At 69.6% G+C, this 14,452-nt stretch carries 15 protein-coding genes; 12 read left to right on the top strand and 3 right to left on the bottom strand.

The window, feature by feature from the left end:
- The first annotated feature begins 39 nt into the window (after positions 1–39).
- The 3 genes from OG246_RS07070 to OG246_RS07060 all read left to right on the top strand — a co-directional run bounded on the left by OG246_RS07070 (position 40) and on the right by OG246_RS07060 (position 5,220).
- The gene (locus OG246_RS07070) at positions 40–2,055 is read left to right on the top strand and encodes a serine/threonine-protein kinase (protein WP_266457456.1); all 2,016 of its coding nucleotides are present in this window, start codon (positions 40–42) and stop codon (positions 2,053–2,055) included.
- A 126-nt stretch (positions 2,056–2,181) separates the two neighbouring features.
- Positions 2,182–3,711, top strand: coding sequence for a substrate-binding domain-containing protein (locus tag OG246_RS07065; protein ID WP_266457453.1), 1,530 nt, complete (start codon positions 2,182–2,184; stop codon positions 3,709–3,711).
- Between the two features lie 105 nt (positions 3,712–3,816).
- The gene (locus tag OG246_RS07060; RefSeq protein ID WP_266457450.1) at positions 3,817–5,220 is read left to right on the top strand and encodes a M20/M25/M40 family metallo-hydrolase; all 1,404 of its coding nucleotides are present in this window, start codon (positions 3,817–3,819) and stop codon (positions 5,218–5,220) included.
- A gap of 211 nt (positions 5,221–5,431) precedes the next feature.
- Here OG246_RS07060 and OG246_RS07055 read toward each other — a convergent pair whose 3' ends face one another.
- Positions 5,432–6,241: an SLATT domain-containing protein gene (locus OG246_RS07055; RefSeq protein WP_266457447.1), complete on the bottom strand. Its 810-nt coding sequence runs from the start codon at positions 6,239–6,241 to the stop codon at positions 5,432–5,434.
- 260 nt (positions 6,242–6,501) lie between these two features.
- On the opposite strand from OG246_RS07055, the gene OG246_RS07050 reads away from it, so the two are divergent.
- The 7 genes from OG246_RS07050 to OG246_RS07020 all read left to right on the top strand — a co-directional run bounded on the left by OG246_RS07050 (position 6,502) and on the right by OG246_RS07020 (position 12,174).
- Positions 6,502–6,846, top strand: coding sequence for a YbaB/EbfC family nucleoid-associated protein (locus tag OG246_RS07050; protein ID WP_266457444.1), 345 nt, complete (start codon positions 6,502–6,504; stop codon positions 6,844–6,846).
- Between the two features lie 118 nt (positions 6,847–6,964).
- Complete coding sequence (gene recR / locus OG246_RS07045) at positions 6,965–7,564, top strand: recombination mediator RecR (protein ID WP_266457441.1); 600 nt, start codon at positions 6,965–6,967, stop codon at positions 7,562–7,564.
- Complete coding sequence (locus OG246_RS07040; RefSeq protein WP_266457438.1) at positions 7,557–8,216, top strand: DUF5063 domain-containing protein; 660 nt, start codon at positions 7,557–7,559, stop codon at positions 8,214–8,216. Before recR ends, OG246_RS07040 begins: the two co-directional genes overlap by 8 nt.
- Before the next feature lie 105 nt (positions 8,217–8,321).
- Positions 8,322–8,717 carry a type II toxin-antitoxin system RelE/ParE family toxin gene (locus OG246_RS07035; RefSeq protein ID WP_266457435.1) on the top strand — a complete coding sequence of 132 codons (396 nt, stop codon included), beginning with the start codon at positions 8,322–8,324 and terminating at the stop codon, positions 8,715–8,717.
- Complete coding sequence (locus OG246_RS07030) at positions 8,714–9,046, top strand: helix-turn-helix domain-containing protein (protein ID WP_266457432.1); 333 nt, start codon at positions 8,714–8,716, stop codon at positions 9,044–9,046. The genes OG246_RS07035 and OG246_RS07030 overlap by 4 nt, the downstream gene beginning before the upstream one ends.
- Positions 9,047–9,159: 113 nt before the next feature.
- Positions 9,160–9,471 carry a trypco2 family protein gene (locus OG246_RS07025; protein ID WP_266457430.1) on the top strand — a complete coding sequence of 104 codons (312 nt, stop codon included), beginning with the start codon at positions 9,160–9,162 and terminating at the stop codon, positions 9,469–9,471.
- A 42-nt stretch (positions 9,472–9,513) separates the two neighbouring features.
- Positions 9,514–12,174, top strand: coding sequence for a tetratricopeptide repeat protein (locus OG246_RS07020; protein ID WP_266457428.1), 2,661 nt, complete (start codon positions 9,514–9,516; stop codon positions 12,172–12,174).
- A 1-nt stretch (position 12,175) separates the two neighbouring features.
- Here OG246_RS07020 and OG246_RS07015 read toward each other — a convergent pair whose 3' ends face one another.
- Entirely contained in the window at positions 12,176–12,592 is a 417-nt protein-coding gene (locus tag OG246_RS07015; protein ID WP_266457426.1) for a hypothetical protein, read from the bottom strand.
- Between the two features lie 78 nt (positions 12,593–12,670).
- On the opposite strand from OG246_RS07015, the gene OG246_RS07010 reads away from it, so the two are divergent.
- The gene (locus OG246_RS07010) at positions 12,671–13,483 is read left to right on the top strand and encodes a helix-turn-helix transcriptional regulator (protein WP_266457424.1); all 813 of its coding nucleotides are present in this window, start codon (positions 12,671–12,673) and stop codon (positions 13,481–13,483) included.
- On the top strand, positions 13,480–13,689 hold the full coding sequence (locus OG246_RS07005) for a DUF397 domain-containing protein (RefSeq protein ID WP_266457422.1): 210 nt from the start codon (positions 13,480–13,482) through the stop codon (positions 13,687–13,689). The genes OG246_RS07010 and OG246_RS07005 overlap by 4 nt, the downstream gene beginning before the upstream one ends.
- Here the strand turns inward: OG246_RS07005 and OG246_RS07000 are convergent.
- Positions 13,658–14,392, bottom strand: coding sequence for a sulfite exporter TauE/SafE family protein (locus tag OG246_RS07000; protein ID WP_266457419.1), 735 nt, complete (start codon positions 14,390–14,392; stop codon positions 13,658–13,660). The genes OG246_RS07005 and OG246_RS07000 overlap by 32 nt on opposite strands.
- Between the last annotated feature and the right edge of the window lie 60 nt (positions 14,393–14,452).

Below are 14,452 nucleotides of genomic sequence, written 5' to 3'. Positions count from 1 at the left end.
TCGGGCTGTTGCACACGTACGGGGAGGGTGGGCGCAGCCATGGAGAAGCTGGGACCGGGGGATCCGCAGCGGATCGGCGCGTATCGGCTGCTGGCGCGGCTCGGTGCCGGGGGGATGGGGCACGTGTATCTCGCCCGGTCCGACCGGGGGCGGACGGTCGCGGTCAAGCTGGTGCGCCAGGAGCTCGCCGAGCAGGAGGAGTTCCGGGCGCGGTTCCGGCAGGAGGTGCTGGCCGCGCGGCGGGTCGGCGGGTACTGGACGGCGCCCGTCCTCGACGCGGACACCGAGGCCGAGATCCCCTGGCTGGCCACCGGCTATGTCGCGGGACCGAGCCTGCAGGCCGTCGTGGGCCGCGAGCACGGGGCGCTCCCCGAGCGGTCGGTGCGCATCCTCGCCGCCGGGCTCGCCTACGCCCTGCGGGACATCCACGCCGCGGGGCTGATCCATCGGGACCTCAAGCCCTCGAACGTCCTCGTCACCATCGACGGCCCCCGCGTCATCGACTTCGGGATCGCGCGCGCCCTGGAGACGGTGACCGACGGCGGCCTCACGCGCACCGGCGCGCTGGTCGGCTCGCCCGGATTCATGGCCCCCGAGCAGGTCCGCGGTGACCGCATCACGCCCGCGTGCGACGTGTTCTGCCTGGGCTCGGTTCTCGCGTACGCCGCCACGGGCGCCCTTCCGTTCGGCGCGGCCAACTCCGGTGTGCACGCGATGATGTTCCGCATCGCGCAGGAGGAACCCGACCTGGACGGGATGCCGGAGGGCCTCGCCGACCTCGTACGCGCCTGCCTGCGCAAGGACCCCGCCGCCCGGCTCACCCTCGACCAGATCCTGGAGCGGACCGGCGCGGAGGACACCGTCTCGGACGGGCGGACGCGCGACCCCTGGCTGCCGAGTGCGCTGGTGGCCCAACTCGGTCGGCACGCCGTGCAGTTGCTGGACACGGAGAACCCGGACGAGGGGCCGGGGTCGGGGTCGGGAGCCCCGACGACACGGCTGGCCCGCGTCCCGGCCGCCCTGGACCCGGCTCCGGCTCCGGTTCCGGCCCCGGACCTCTCCAAGCCGCCCTCCGCCCCGAACCCGTCCAAGCCGCCGTACGCGCCCCCGCCGGAGCCCGCCGCTCCTCCCCAGGCGTCCCCGGAACACGCGTCCGCCCCTTCCGAGGAAGGCTCCACCCCGCCTCCACCGGGACAGCCCGCTCCGCCCGCTCCCGTGAACCACCTCCCCACGATGATCGCGGGCGCGAGCCAGACGCCGCCGCCCCCCGCCGCCCCGCACCCCGCGTACGGCTATCCCCAGCAGCACCCGCAACCTCCCGGGCAGCCTGCTCAGCCCGCGTACGGCTATCCGCAGCCGCCGGTCGGCTGGGACGGCCAGCAGTCCTCTCCGTACGGTGCGACACCCCCGTACGGGCCAACACCCCCGTACGGCCCCGGAGTCGGCCCCTACCCCCCGCAGCCCGAACCCCCGCGCGGAAGCAGCCGCTCCACCGCCGCCCTCATCGGCGTGGCCCTGATCGTCGCGCTCGGCGCGGGCGGCTCGGTCTACGCGCTGATGAGCGGCGACAGCAGCGACGGGAACGATGACGCGAAGTCGTCCTCGGCTTCCAGCGCGCCCGTGACACCCGGCCCGACCGCACCCGAGCCGTCCGCCCCCACCGCGACCGATTCGCCCACGACGCAGGCACCCGAGGGCGGCGTGGTCCCGGATGCCTACCTCGGTGTCTGGAGTGCCGCCATCGACAACGACACGGGCCACAACACCCGCCAACTGGTCATCCAGCAGGGCGAGGTGGGTGACACGGTCCTCGCGCTCACCGCGGACGGCCCGGCCGGCAGCGGCACGTACCACTGTGTCTTCCAGGCCACTCTGACCGGGACCCCGGCGGCGGACGGACCGCTGGAGATCGGCCCCTCCGAGGTCACCGTCGGTGAACCGGCCTCCTCCTGCTCCCCGGGCGCCGCCTCCGAGGTCAGCCTCCTCCCGGACGGCACCCTGCGCCGCGTGAACACCCAGTCGGGCGAGTCGCTGACGTACACGAAGAGCGGCTGACCTACACGAAGGGCATGTGCCTGAAGAGCTGCTGACGGCACCTCAGGAAATTCACCTGACGTCTCCTGGAGGTTCCCGTTCCGCGCCGTACCGTGTCCGCACCATCGGGCTCGGGGGAGTGCTCAAGTGGAGTGGCTCAGCGCAGAGAACGTGGTGGCCGTCGGTACCGCTCTGATCGGTATCGTCGCCGCCGCCGTGATGGTCTGGTACGAGCGCCGGGTGCCGCGTCGCAAACGCATCGGCTACCGGGTGCAGATGGACAACCCGATAGGCGACGACGTGCGTTCGGGGATCGCGAACGTCCGGCTCGGGCTGTTCGACGAGACGCCCGACATGACCAACGCCACGCTCGTCCTGCTGCGGGTGGAGAACGACGGCTCGCAGAGCATCGCCCGCGAGGACTACACGAGTGGTGAACGGCACGGTCTGACCGCGGTGTTCACGGACCGCACCATCCGGGGCGTGTCCGTCACCCAGCCGCCCGGCGCCAACAACCTCATGGGCAACTTCACGCCGTCCGCGGGCCTCGGCTACGAGGACGGCATCCTGCGCATCCCGCGCGTCCCGCTCAACCGGGGCGAGCACTACAAGCTCCTCGTGCTGCTGTCGGGCGGCGACGTGGGGTGCCCGATACAGATCATCGGCGGGATCCGGGACGGTGAGGTCCGGCCCAACCGTGCCATGACACCGGACGACCGGCCGCCGCTGTTCAGCCGTGCGGCCCAGCTGATCACCGCGTTGCTGACCGTGTGCGTCGTGACCCTCGCGCTGATCGTCGTGCTGCGCGACGACACCAGGCCCCCGATCGGCTGCGAGACCGGCAGCCTGACCGTCACCGGCTCGACCGCCTTCGCGCCCGTGATGCGCGAGCTGGCCGAGAAGTACGAGAACGACTGCGAGGGCGCCGACATCACGGTGGACGCGCACGGCAGCCAGGCGGGACTGCGCGAACTGGACACCGCGGGAGCCGAGTCCAAGAACGGCGCCCCGCCCGTCGTCGCCCTCTCCGACGGGCCCAAGTCGAACGGACTCGACAGACTCCGGGAGAACCGGGTCGCCGTCTCGGTCTTCACGCTGGTCGTCAACGACAAGATCTCCCTCACGAACCTGTCCACCGAGGACGTACGCCGTCTCTACCGCGGCGAGATCAAGAACTGGAAGGAGCTCGACGGCCCCGACCTGCCCGTCCTGCTGGTCAGCCGGGACGCCAACTCCGGTACCCGGCAGGTCTTCCAGCGGCGCGTGCTGGGCCGCGGCGAGATCGCGAACTCCTCCCTCGACTGCGTCCACAAGGACGACCCGACCGCCCCCGTCGTGCGCTGCGAACTCGACTCCACCGACCAGGTGTTGAGCACAGTGGCCAAGCTGCCCGGCGCGGTCGGCTACAGCGAGCTAAACAACGCCACCGGGTACGACGGCCTGCACGGTCTCGGCCTCGACGGCCACGAAGCCTCCGTCGAGGACCTCGAACACGGCACCAGCGACTACCCGTACCGCGAGATCGAGTACGCCTACACCTACGGCGCCCCGCCCGCCGACTCCCTCGTCTCCAGTTTCCTCACCTACATCAGGGGCGGCGGCCAGGACGTGATCCGTACGCACGGGCATCTGCCGTGCGGGACACCGGTGGGGATGAGGATCTGCGGCGCGGGCTGATCCCGGGTTCACTCAGGACCCCTCGACGCCCCCTTGCCCGAGGCTTGTCGCGTACACAACCATTGCAGGATCCATCGGTTCGCCTCGGCTGTCTCAGGAGGACACATGCGCCACAGCAGGAGATCGGTCCTGACCGCGACGGCGGCGAGTGCGGTGGCGCTGGGGGTGACGGCGCCTCCGGCGCAGGCGGCTTCCTCCGGATCCGGCTCCCGCCCGCCCGCGACCGCGCAGCCCCCCAGCCGCGAACTCCGCGCCCTCCTCAAGGAGATCGACCCCGACCGCATCGAGGCGACCGTCCGCAAACTGGTCTCCTTCGGGACCCGCCACACGCTCTCCGTGCAGGACGATCCGGTACGGGGGATAGGCGCGGCGCGCGACTGGCTGCTCGCCGAACTCCGTTCGTACGCCGCCGAGTCGGGCGGCCGTATGACGGTCGAGGCACAGTCGTACATCCAGGAGCCGGCGAGCCGCATCCCGACCGCGACGCGCATCACGAACGTCGTGGCGACCCTGCGCGGATCGGTGACCCCGGAGCGGGTGTACGTGGTGTCGGGCCACTACGACTCGCGGGTGACCGATGTGATGGACGCCGTGTCCGACGCCCCGGGCGCGGACGACGACGCGTCCGGCGTGGCGGTGGCCCTCGAACTGGCCCGGGTGATGGCCCGGCGCCGCCCCGCCGCCACGATCGTCTTCGCGGCGGTCGCGGGTGAGGAGCAGGGGCTGTACGGATCGGCCTACATGGCACAGCAGTTCAAAGCGGCCGGGGCGGATGTGCAGGGCATGTTCACCAACGACATCGTGGGCAGTCCGACGGCCGACGACGGTGTGGAGGACCCGTACACGATCCGCCTCTTCGCGGAGGGCGTGCCGACGTCGGAGACCACGGCGCAGGCAGCCACCCGCCGCTCGGTGGGCGGCGAGAACGACTCCCCGACCCGCCAGCTGGCCCGCTTCGTCCGCGACACGGCGGACAACGCGGCGACGGGCATGCACGTACGGATGGTGTACCGCCGGGACCGCTACCTCCGGGGTGGCGACCAGATCCCCTTCCTCGAACGCGGCTACCCGGCGGCCCGGTTCACGGAACCGGCGGAGGACTACGCCCACCAGCACCAGGACGTACGCGTCGACGACACCGGCAAGCAGTACGGAGACCTGCCGGAGTTCTGCGACTTCGCCTTCGTCGCCCGGGTCGCGAAGGTCAACGCGGCAGCCCTGTGGACCCTGGCCCAGGCCCCCGGCACCCCACGCGACACCAAGATCATCACGTCCGCCCTGACCAACTCCACCCAACTGACCTGGACCCGAGGCACCGAACCGGACCTCGCCGGCTACGAAGTGGTCTGGCGCGAGACAACGGCCCCCGAGTGGACCCACGTCCTCCCCGCGGGCGACGTGACGACCTACGAGGTCGACATCTCCAAGGACAACGTGTTCTTCGGCGTACGGGCGGTGAACCGGGCGGGGGAGCGGAGCCCGGTGGCGTTCCCGGCGCCGGGGGCGTAGATCTTTGACGAGGCGGTGCCGTCCCGATCCCCCACCCACCCGTGGAGGCTGCGCTCTTCACCCCGGGCCGGGGAAGATCTTTCAGCCCGTCCGGCGTTTGAGGACGAGCGCGTCAGCGCGATGCGGGGGTCTGGGGGCGGAGCCCCCAGAAACAAGGGACGGGCAGGGGCGGAGGGGGCGAAAAACTCCACCCCAGCCCACCCCCGGGGGGCTACCGAGGCTCCGGCGGCCGCTGCCGAGGCATGTTCGGCCGAGTCCCCGGCGGCAAAGGCACCCGCCCCGGCGGCACCCCCTCACCCCGAGGCGACCCCACCGACGACTGGATCCCCATAGGCGCGGACCCCGTCCGGAACTCCACCATCCAGTCCGCCGTCTCCGCCCGCACCAGCTCAGTCACGTCATCAGAGAACCGCCGCAACACCCCAAGACACCGCTCGGCGGCCTCACTGGCCGTCCCCTCCGTAGGCCCCAGAACCTCCCGCACACTCTCGGACGCCCAGTCGAACTGAAGTACCTGAAGCCGCCGCTGCACCGCCTGAGCCGTGGCCACGTCCCTTATCCACCCGGACGTAACCCCGAAGAACCGGTCACAGGCGACGCACGCACCCCCGAGCAGCAGCGCCAGATACCCCCAGGGGGCAACCCCGCCGACCACACCCGTGAGGTCGAGGAGAGGAAGCGCGGCCCCGGCGACAGCCCCCACCGCCGCCCCGCCCCGCAGCACCCGCGCCGCCCACCGCTTCCGTACCCGGTCCGCGAGATACCAGGAAGCCGTGTCGAGCGCCCCGCACTCCACCCACCGGTACAGCTCGTCGAGCCGCTCCGCGGGCTCCCCCCAGTCCCCGAGCGGAAACGGCCGCCCGGTCAGGTCGCCCGGCCGGGTCCCCGCGGCGCCGTCGTCGCGCCCGCCCGGCCCGCCCCGCCCGTCCTGGGGCGGCCCCTCGGGCTGCATCTCCGGCTGGCTCACCCGGCACTCCCTACTGACGACGGTGATGACGTTGCGTGACGTCACGTGACGCATGATGCAGCAGCGTCACGCCCTTCCTACCGCCCAATGGGTGGCGATGGCCCGGGTTTCATCGCTTTTACGCCCGGAAGTGGGGCTTGATCAGGTATAGGCTTCCGGACCGCCTCACTCGAAAGAGTGCTTGAGCGATGGCCCGGCCGACCACGTAGGCTCGTGCCGAGAGGGAAAATCCCGCACTCGCAGCCGTACTCGAAGCGGTACTGACAACCGCACTCACGGCGGTACTCACAGCCGTACGAAACCAGGAGCTGATCGTGATTCCCGGTGGTGGCCAGCCCAACATGCAGCAGCTGCTCCAGCAGGCCCAGAAGATGCAGCAGGACCTCGCGAACGCGCAGGAGGAACTCGCGCGCACCGAGGTCGAAGGCCAGGCGGGCGGCGGCCTGGTGAAGGCGACGGTGACGGGCTCGGGTGAGCTGCGTGCCCTGGTCATCGACCCGAAGGCGGTGGACCCGGAGGACACCGAGACCCTCGCCGACCTGGTCGTCGCGGCGGTCCAGGCGGCGAACGAGAACGCGCAGGCGCTCCAGCAGCAGAAGCTCGGCCCGCTCGCCCAGGGTCTCGGCGGCGGCAGCGGTATCCCCGGCCTGCCGTTCTGAGACACGGGCGTGCCGTTCTGAGACACGGCCTGTCTTTCTAAGAGGGGCAACGGCCAACTACGGTACGTACGTACCGCCGAAGCAAGCACGCACGTGAGGAACCAGGAAAGGCAATCCGTTGTACGAAGGCGTGGTCCAGGACCTCATCGACGAGTTGGGGCGGTTGCCCGGCGTCGGTCCCAAGAGCGCGCAGCGGATCGCCTTCCACATCCTCCAGGCCGAGCCGACGGACGTCCGCCGTCTCGCGCAGTGCCTGCTGGAGGCCAAGGCGAAGGTCCGCTTCTGCGCGACCTGCGGGAACGTCGCGCAGGAAGAGCTGTGCAACATCTGCCGCGACCCGCGCCGCGACCTCTCGGTGATCTGCGTGGTCGAGGAGTCGAAGGACGTCGTAGCGGTCGAGCGCACCCGCGAGTTCCGGGGCAAGTACCACGTCCTGGGCGGCGCGATCAGCCCGATCGAGGGCGTCGGCCCGGACGACCTGCGCATAAGAGAGCTCCTGGCCCGTCTCGCCGACGGTGTGGTCACGGAACTGATCCTCGCCACGGACCCGAACCTGGAGGGCGAGGCCACGGCCACGTACCTCGCCCGCATGATCAAGCCCATGGGCCTCAAGGTCACCCGCCTGGCCAGCGGCCTCCCGGTGGGCGGCGACCTGGAATACGCGGACGAGGTCACGCTCGGCCGCGCCTTCGAGGGGAGACGACTCCTAGATGTCTGACGCCACGCTTCACGCGACCAGCCAGGACCCGGACGACTTCGTGGTCCAGATCGCGGACCAGGTCGAGAGCTTCCTGGTCGCCGTCTCCGAGGTGGCGAAGGGCGACGAGCCGGACTCGGCGGTCCCCTTCCTCCTCCTGGAGGTCTCCCAGCTCCTGCTGGCCGGCGGCCGCCTCGGCGCGCACGAGGACATCCTCCCCGACGAGCGCTACGAGCCCGACCTGGGCCCGGAGCCCGACGTGGACGACATCCGCGAGCGCCTCGCGGTGATGCTGGAGCCGATCGACGTCTACTCCGAGGTCTTCGACCCCTACGAGCCGCGCAAGGCCCCGGTCCCGGCCCGCATCTCCGACGACCTCGCCGATGTCATCGCCGACCTCCGCCACGGCATGGCCCACTACCGCGCCGGCCGCACCACCGAAGCCCTCTGGTGGTGGCAGTTCTCCTACTTCTCCAACTGGGGCTCCACCGCCTCCGCAACCCTCCGCGCCCTCCAGTCCGTAGTAGCCCACGTCCGCCTGAACCAGCCCCTGGAAGAACTCGACGGCCTGGACACCGACCAGGACCTCGGCGAGGACGCCCTCGCAGAGGAAGCGGGCAAGGTCATGGCGGAGGAGATCGCGGGACCGTTGGGGTTGCGGACGGTCAAGTAACGACGGGTTGGCGGGGGCGTACTTCTGTACACCGGGATGCCCTCATTCACCCGTTGAGCTGAAGATATAAGGATTCCCTTTTATTGTTCTGCGCCTTACGCTGGGATGCGGAGCATGAACTGGGAGATCAACCTCCACTCAGCGGTGGAGTCGTGGCTGCTCAAGCTGGCAGAGGAGGACCCGGTGTCGGCGGACCTCGTCGAAGCGGCGGTCGACATGCTTTCGGAGAGCGGCCCAGCGCTGGGGCGCCCGCTCGTCGACCGGCTCACCGGTTGCCGTACCCACAACCTCAAAGAGCTGCGACCAGGCAGCTCGGGGAGCACCGAGGTCCGGATTCTGTTCGTCTTCGACCCCAAGCGGGAAGCGATTCTGCTGGTGGCCGGAGACAAGTCCGGCCGCTGGAGGGACTGGTATCGCGAGTCGGTCCCCCTTGCCGAGGCCCGCTACGACGAGTACTTGGCCGCCGCGGACGAGGCGGGAGAGGACGGGAAGACCCGATGAGCCAGTACAGCAACTGGGCAGACGTCAAACGCCGGATGCGGGAGAACCAGCCCGAAGTGCCCGACGCCGAATGGGAGTCCCGCAAGCAGGCCGCGCGTACGGCGACCGAGGCGCGCGTGGTGGGTCACCATCTCCGGGAGATCCGCGAGGAGCAGGGGCTGACGCAGGCTCAGGTGGCCGGGTCGGTGGGAATCTCGCAGGCCAGGGTCTCTCAGATCGAGCGCGGGGAGATCCACAACCTGGAGACGATGCGCACGTATGCGGAGGCGCTCGGGGCCAGGATCACTGTGACGATCGAGTACGGGGACCGCGCGGTCGGGGCGGCCTGACTGTCGCGGATGTCATCTTCCTTCGTACGTCGATGAGTTGGGCCCTACGGTGTGGAGCGCGGCGAGTACGCTGCGTCCCACAGTGCGTGTACGGGGACGAACGGGGACGCTCGATGGCGGATCAGGCGTGGGTCGGTCTTGCCGAGGCGATCGGGGCGATCCGGGCGGAACTTCAGCAGGCTGCGCGGGACGGGGCGGGGCAGGAGATCCAGTTCAGGACCGGGCCCGTTGAGGTCGAGTTCTCCGTGGATGTGAAGAAGGACGGGGAAGCTCGGGCGAAGGTGCTGGTCCTGCCGTTCGGGGCGGAGGCCAAGGCGTCGCGGTCCAAGGGGACGATGAGCCGCGTGAAGATCACGCTTCAGCCGGTGGATGCCGAGGGTGCGGATCTGCGTATCAGTGATGAGTCCGGGGAACGCCCCAAGTAACGGGGAGCGCGGGGGTGTTGGCCTGTGGATGCGCGGCGGGTCATGGAGATCTGGAATCCGGTTGGGAAGTGTTCGGGGACCGGGTATCTCGTCGCGGACGGACTTGTCCTGACGGCGCTTCACAATGTGCTGGGTTGTGGGGCATTGGAGGTAAAGCGGCTCGGCCATGACGAGGAATGGGTTGCGGCGGAGGTGCTGTGGCCGCAGACCGCGCCGCCCGATCTGGAGCGGGAGCCGCAGGCCGACGGGGCGTTGATCAGGATCACGGGGCTGAGCCGGCAGCCGCCGTTGGGCGTCAAACCCGTCCGATGGGGGCGGATCGACGGCACGGTCGTGCGGGACGAACAGCGGATGACGTGCGTCGCGGTCGGCTTTCCCCGGTCTGAGGTGCGGGACGGCGTCCGCGACACGAAGGAGATCCGCGGCCACATCGAGACGCTGACGGGACTCAAGTCCGGCGGGCTGATCACGGCGTACGTCGATCAGGTCGCCGTACCCAGCAAGCCGGACGAGAAGTCTCGGTGGGCGGGGGCGTCCGGGGCGGCGTTGTTCGCGCGGGGGCGGCTCATCGGGGTCGTGACGACCGACCGGCGGCGGGATTACGACGGGGATCAGGTGACCGCCGTGTCGGTGGTGTCGCTGGCGGCGCGGCCCGGGTTCGTCGCGGCGGTGGGGGAGTTGGTCCCGGAGGAGGTTACGGCCGGTGAAGGCGAGGAGCGGTCGCGTACGGCGTACGACGTCGAAGTCCCGCCGGGTGTGAACAACCTGCCGGAGCTGCCGTCGCCGATCTTCGTCGGCCGGGCGGAGGTGATGGCCGAGTTGGAGAGGGCCCTCTCGGCGGAATCAGAACAGGCGATCACACAGACGTTGCACGGACTCGGGGGCGTCGGGAAGACGACTCTCGCCCTGCACTACGCGCATGACCACGCCGGGGCGTACCGGCTGGTGTGGTGGATCCGCTCGGACACCCCTGAACTGATCGAAGCGGGCTTCGCCGCCCTCACCGTCCGCCTGCGGGGCGCGGAGGCGTCCGACCTCACCACCACACAGGCCGCTGAGTGGGCCGTCGGATGGTTGCAGACGCATCCTGGGTGGTTCCTGGTCTTCGACAACGCGGAGAAACCGGAGGACGTGCATACCTGGACTGGCCAACTGCGCTCATCGGGCCGCCACTTGATCACGAGCCGCTACAAGCGGGGCTGGGTGTGCGAGCCGATTTCGTTGCACGTGCTGGATGAGGAAGCAGCGAGTGGCCTTCTGTCACGCCTTGTCGAGGACGCTGACGCCGACGAGGCCCGGGCCTTGGCGGACGAGTTGGGCTACCTGCCGCTCGCGCTGGAACAGTCGGGGGCCTTCATCGCGCAGACCGGCATCACGATCGCCGAGTACAGCGCGATGCTGCACCGGTACCCCCAGCGCGCCACGGATGCTGCACCGGGCGGTTCCGACCCCGAACGGACGGTTGCGCGGATCTGGCGCATCACGCTGGACGTGCTTGAGGAGCGGGATCCCAGGGCGGTGGAGATCCTGCGGAACGCAGCGTGGTACGCCCCGACAGGCATCCCACGATCTCTGTTCGAGCCGCTGGCCGAGGACCCGGTCGACCTCGCCCAGCTTCTGGGGCTGTTGGGCGACTACAACATGATCACGCTCGACCGGGCCGGGGTCGGCATCCACCGCCTGGTCCAGATGGTGGCCCGCACACCGTCGGCGGACGATCCGCATCGCGATCAGGCGCGCGTCATGGCTGCGCGTGACCGGGCCGCGGAGCTGCTGCTCGACGAGCTTCCGGACGATCCCCGCTTGAACGTCGCGGGCTGGCCGACGTGGAGAGCCTTGCTTCCCCACGTCGAAGCCATCCTCGATGCGTGCGATCCGGACGAGGACACGGCTGAGATTGATCTGATCCTCGCTCATGCAGGAGAGTTCCTCGAAATGCAAGGGCAGTTGAGTCAGGCAACCGACTACTACATCCGCTCTCTGGCAGCGGCTGCCCGGCTGTTCGGCGAGGATGACCCGAGCACGCTGAGTTCGCGGAGCAACCTGGCTCTTGCGGTTTGGGCGTCGGGTGATGTGGTGCGGGCGATCCCGTTGTTCGAGCGGACGTTGGAGGATCGTGTGCGGGTGTCGGGTGAGGATCACCCAGGCACGCTGGCTTTGCGGATCAACCTGGCCGGCGCGTATGTGGCGTGGGGTGATGCGGTGCGGGCGATCCCGTTGTTCGAGCGGGCGTTGGAGGATTGCGTGCGGGTGTTGGGTGAGGATCACCCGGACACGCTGGCTTCGTGGAGCAACCTGGCACGTGCGTATGAGGCGTCGGGTGATGTGGTGCGGGCGATCCCGTTGGCCGAGCGGGCGTTGGAGGATTGCGTGCGGGTGTTGGGTGAGGATCACCCAGGCACGCTGATTTCGCGGAGCAACCTGGGTGGCATGTATGTGGCGTCGGGTGATGTGGTGCGGGCGATCCAGTTGGCCGAGCGGACGTTGGAGGATCGTGTGCGGGTGTTGGGTGAGGATCACCCGGACACGCTGGCTTCGCGGAGCAACCTGGCACATGCGTATGAGGCGTCGGGGAATGTGGTGCGGGCGATCCCGTTGGCCGAGCAGGCACTGGCCGGCCTTCTCCGGGTACTGGGCGAGGACCACCCGACGACAAAGACGGTCCGCGCGAATTTATCCATCCTGCGTGCCCAACAGTCCTGATCTACGATCCCATCACCCCCAACACCCCCCGCAATCGCCCCGCCTCCACGAACGGCGCCGTAACCGTAGGTTCGCTGTACCACCGCAACGGCCACGTGTTCCCGTCCAGCGCCGGAATCCCGATGTACGTGACCGTACGACTCCCGGCCCCGCCGAACCGCTGCACCCCCAGCGGCCATTCGTGGGCCCTCGCAGCCCCCGGCGCCAGCAGGAAGTACATCCATCGGAAGCCGACCGCTTCGCAGACGACGGGTCCCGCGTCGCCATCGGCGGCCTCGATGAGGTCGGCGGCGACCTGTTCCCCGCGTACGCCCTGGACACGGACCGCGTCGAAGTAAACGCCGGACAGTCGGAGTTGGTGGCCGGCGAGGGGGACCCAGTTCGGGCGGTAGTGGGGGATTGCGTTCGTCATGGTCACACGGTGGCGGTCGCGAGGCTACGCTCGGTAGTGACCGAGGGGATACACGCCGGGGTGTATCGGTCGGAGGTGGCCGCTGTGTCAGTCCAGTACAACTCCGCTTCTTCGGTGCCGATCAACTGGCGCTACAGCGGCAACCAGCTGAAACGCTGGCGCACCAAGGCGAACGTGACCCGCGAGGAGCTGGCCGCCGCCTCCAACTACTCGCCGGACACCATCAAGTCGATGGAGCAGGGCGTGCGCATGCCGACGCCGCGCGTGCTGGATGCGGCCGATGAGTTGTGCCATGCCGAGGGGTTGCTCAGCGCGGCGAAGGAGTACCTGAAGCGGGAGAAGTTTCCGGCGCGGGCTCAGGACTACATGGAGTACGAGCGCGAGGCGATCAACCTCTGGTGGTACGAAGTTGCCCTGATCCCGGGGCTGTTGCAGACCGAGGCCTACGCGAGGGCGCTGATCGGCAACCACACTCCGCCCCTCGATGAAGAGACCGTCGAGGAGCGGGTCATGGCCAGGCTGGAGCGCCAGGGCATCCACACGCGCAAGCCGTTGGCAGCCTGCAGCTATGCCTTGTACGAGGCGGCACTGCGCGGCCCGTACGTGGACAAGGAGCAGCTGCTGCACCTCTTGGAGATGGCGAAGGTGCGCAACATCTCGATCCAGGTGTTGCCCTACGGCAGGGCGATGACCGCTGCACTCCACGGCCCGATGGTGCTCCTGGAGACCAGGGACCACGAGCGTTTCGCCTACACGGAGGCCCCGTCGACAAGCCAGCTGACCTCCGACCCGGCAGTCGTCAGCGCGCAGACCGAGCGGCTTAGCATGATCCGCATGATGGCCCTCGACCCTGACGAGTCGGCCCGCTTCATCGAGCGGATGGTGGATGAGCTATGAACGACGAGCTGAAGTGGTTCAAGGCCAGCTACAGCGACGGCGAGGGCGGCGCCTGCGTCGAAGTCGCCATCCCTGCACTGAAGATGACGGTCCACGTACGCGACTCAAAGGTCCCCGCGGGCTCCGAACTGTACATAGCGGCCCCCGCCTGGTCCGCCTTCATCTCCGCAGTCCCTACAGCCCCCACAACCCCTTCCCCAAAGTAGTGAGCCCCCCGGCCAGCGCCAGCCCCAGCACCAGCATCCGCGCCCGCTTCTCCGGTACCCGCTGGGCAAGCGCCCGGCCGATCAAGCCCCCCGCCACCATCCCAGTGACCGCAAGCCCCCACACCGGCGCGCTGAGCCGGGGGATCCCGTTCGCGGCGACCGAGAAGACGTTCACCACCACCCCGTAGAACATCGCGTTCGGCACGAACTCCCGTACTGTCCAGCCCGCGTTGACCGCGTACAGGGACAGTGGCGGACCCCCGACCCCCGCCGCCGAGTTCATGAATCCGCCGACGGCTCCTGCGGCCACCGCGCCTCCGCCTCCGCGTAGGGCAGGCACTCGGGCGCCCCCCATCACCAGCGTCACGGCGACCGTCACCAGCGCTCCCATGGCGGCGAGCAACGCGGGTTCCGGGAGTTTTCGGGCCAGCCAGGTGCCGGCGGGTACGGTGCACGCCGCTGCCACGCACAGCGGCACCATGGCGCGCAGGCGTACCCGGCGCCAGCCGCCCGCGAGGCCGACCACGCTGATGGCTCCGGCCGCGCAGTTGGCGAGTACGACGCCCTGGGCAGGGCCGAGCAGGAGTACCAGCGCCGGTACGGCGACCAGGGCGAAGCCCATTCCCGTGAGCCACTGGACGGAGGAGCCCAGCAGCACGATTCCGCCCAGCAGCAGGCTGTTCGCCCACTCGGGACCTGCCACAGCCGACAACCTCCTCGCATTGGGTCCACGCGATCGACACCCTGGCACGCCATGATGTGT

This window comes from Streptomyces sp. NBC_00620, from assembly GCF_026341825.1.
In the GTDB taxonomy this organism is placed as follows: Bacteria; Actinomycetota; Actinomycetes; order Streptomycetales; family Streptomycetaceae; genus Streptomyces.
The sequence above is the reverse complement of the archived record's forward strand: the minus strand, read 5'-3'. Positions and strand labels throughout refer to the sequence as shown.

Bases quoted from the DNA above. Each gene is read 5' to 3' on its own strand.
- OG246_RS07060 (WP_266457450.1), top strand. From the start codon at position 3,817: ATGCGCCACAGCAGGAGATCGGTCCTGACCGCGACGGCGGCGAGTGCG.
- OG246_RS07020 (WP_266457428.1), top strand. From the start codon at position 9,514: ATGGAGATCTGGAATCCGGTTGGGAAGTGTTCGGGGACCGGGTATCTC.
- OG246_RS07025 (WP_266457430.1), top strand. From the start codon at position 9,160: ATGGCGGATCAGGCGTGGGTCGGTCTTGCCGAGGCGATCGGGGCGATC.
- OG246_RS07030 (WP_266457432.1), top strand. From the start codon at position 8,714: ATGAGCCAGTACAGCAACTGGGCAGACGTCAAACGCCGGATGCGGGAG.
- OG246_RS07040 (WP_266457438.1), top strand. From the start codon at position 7,557: ATGTCTGACGCCACGCTTCACGCGACCAGCCAGGACCCGGACGACTTC.
- OG246_RS07035 (WP_266457435.1), top strand. From the start codon at position 8,322: ATGCGGAGCATGAACTGGGAGATCAACCTCCACTCAGCGGTGGAGTCG.
- OG246_RS07005 (WP_266457422.1), top strand. From the start codon at position 13,480: ATGAACGACGAGCTGAAGTGGTTCAAGGCCAGCTACAGCGACGGCGAG.
- OG246_RS07055 (WP_266457447.1), bottom strand. From the start codon at position 6,241: ATGCGTCACGTGACGTCACGCAACGTCATCACCGTCGTCAGTAGGGAG.
- OG246_RS07070 (WP_266457456.1), top strand. From the start codon at position 40: ATGGAGAAGCTGGGACCGGGGGATCCGCAGCGGATCGGCGCGTATCGG.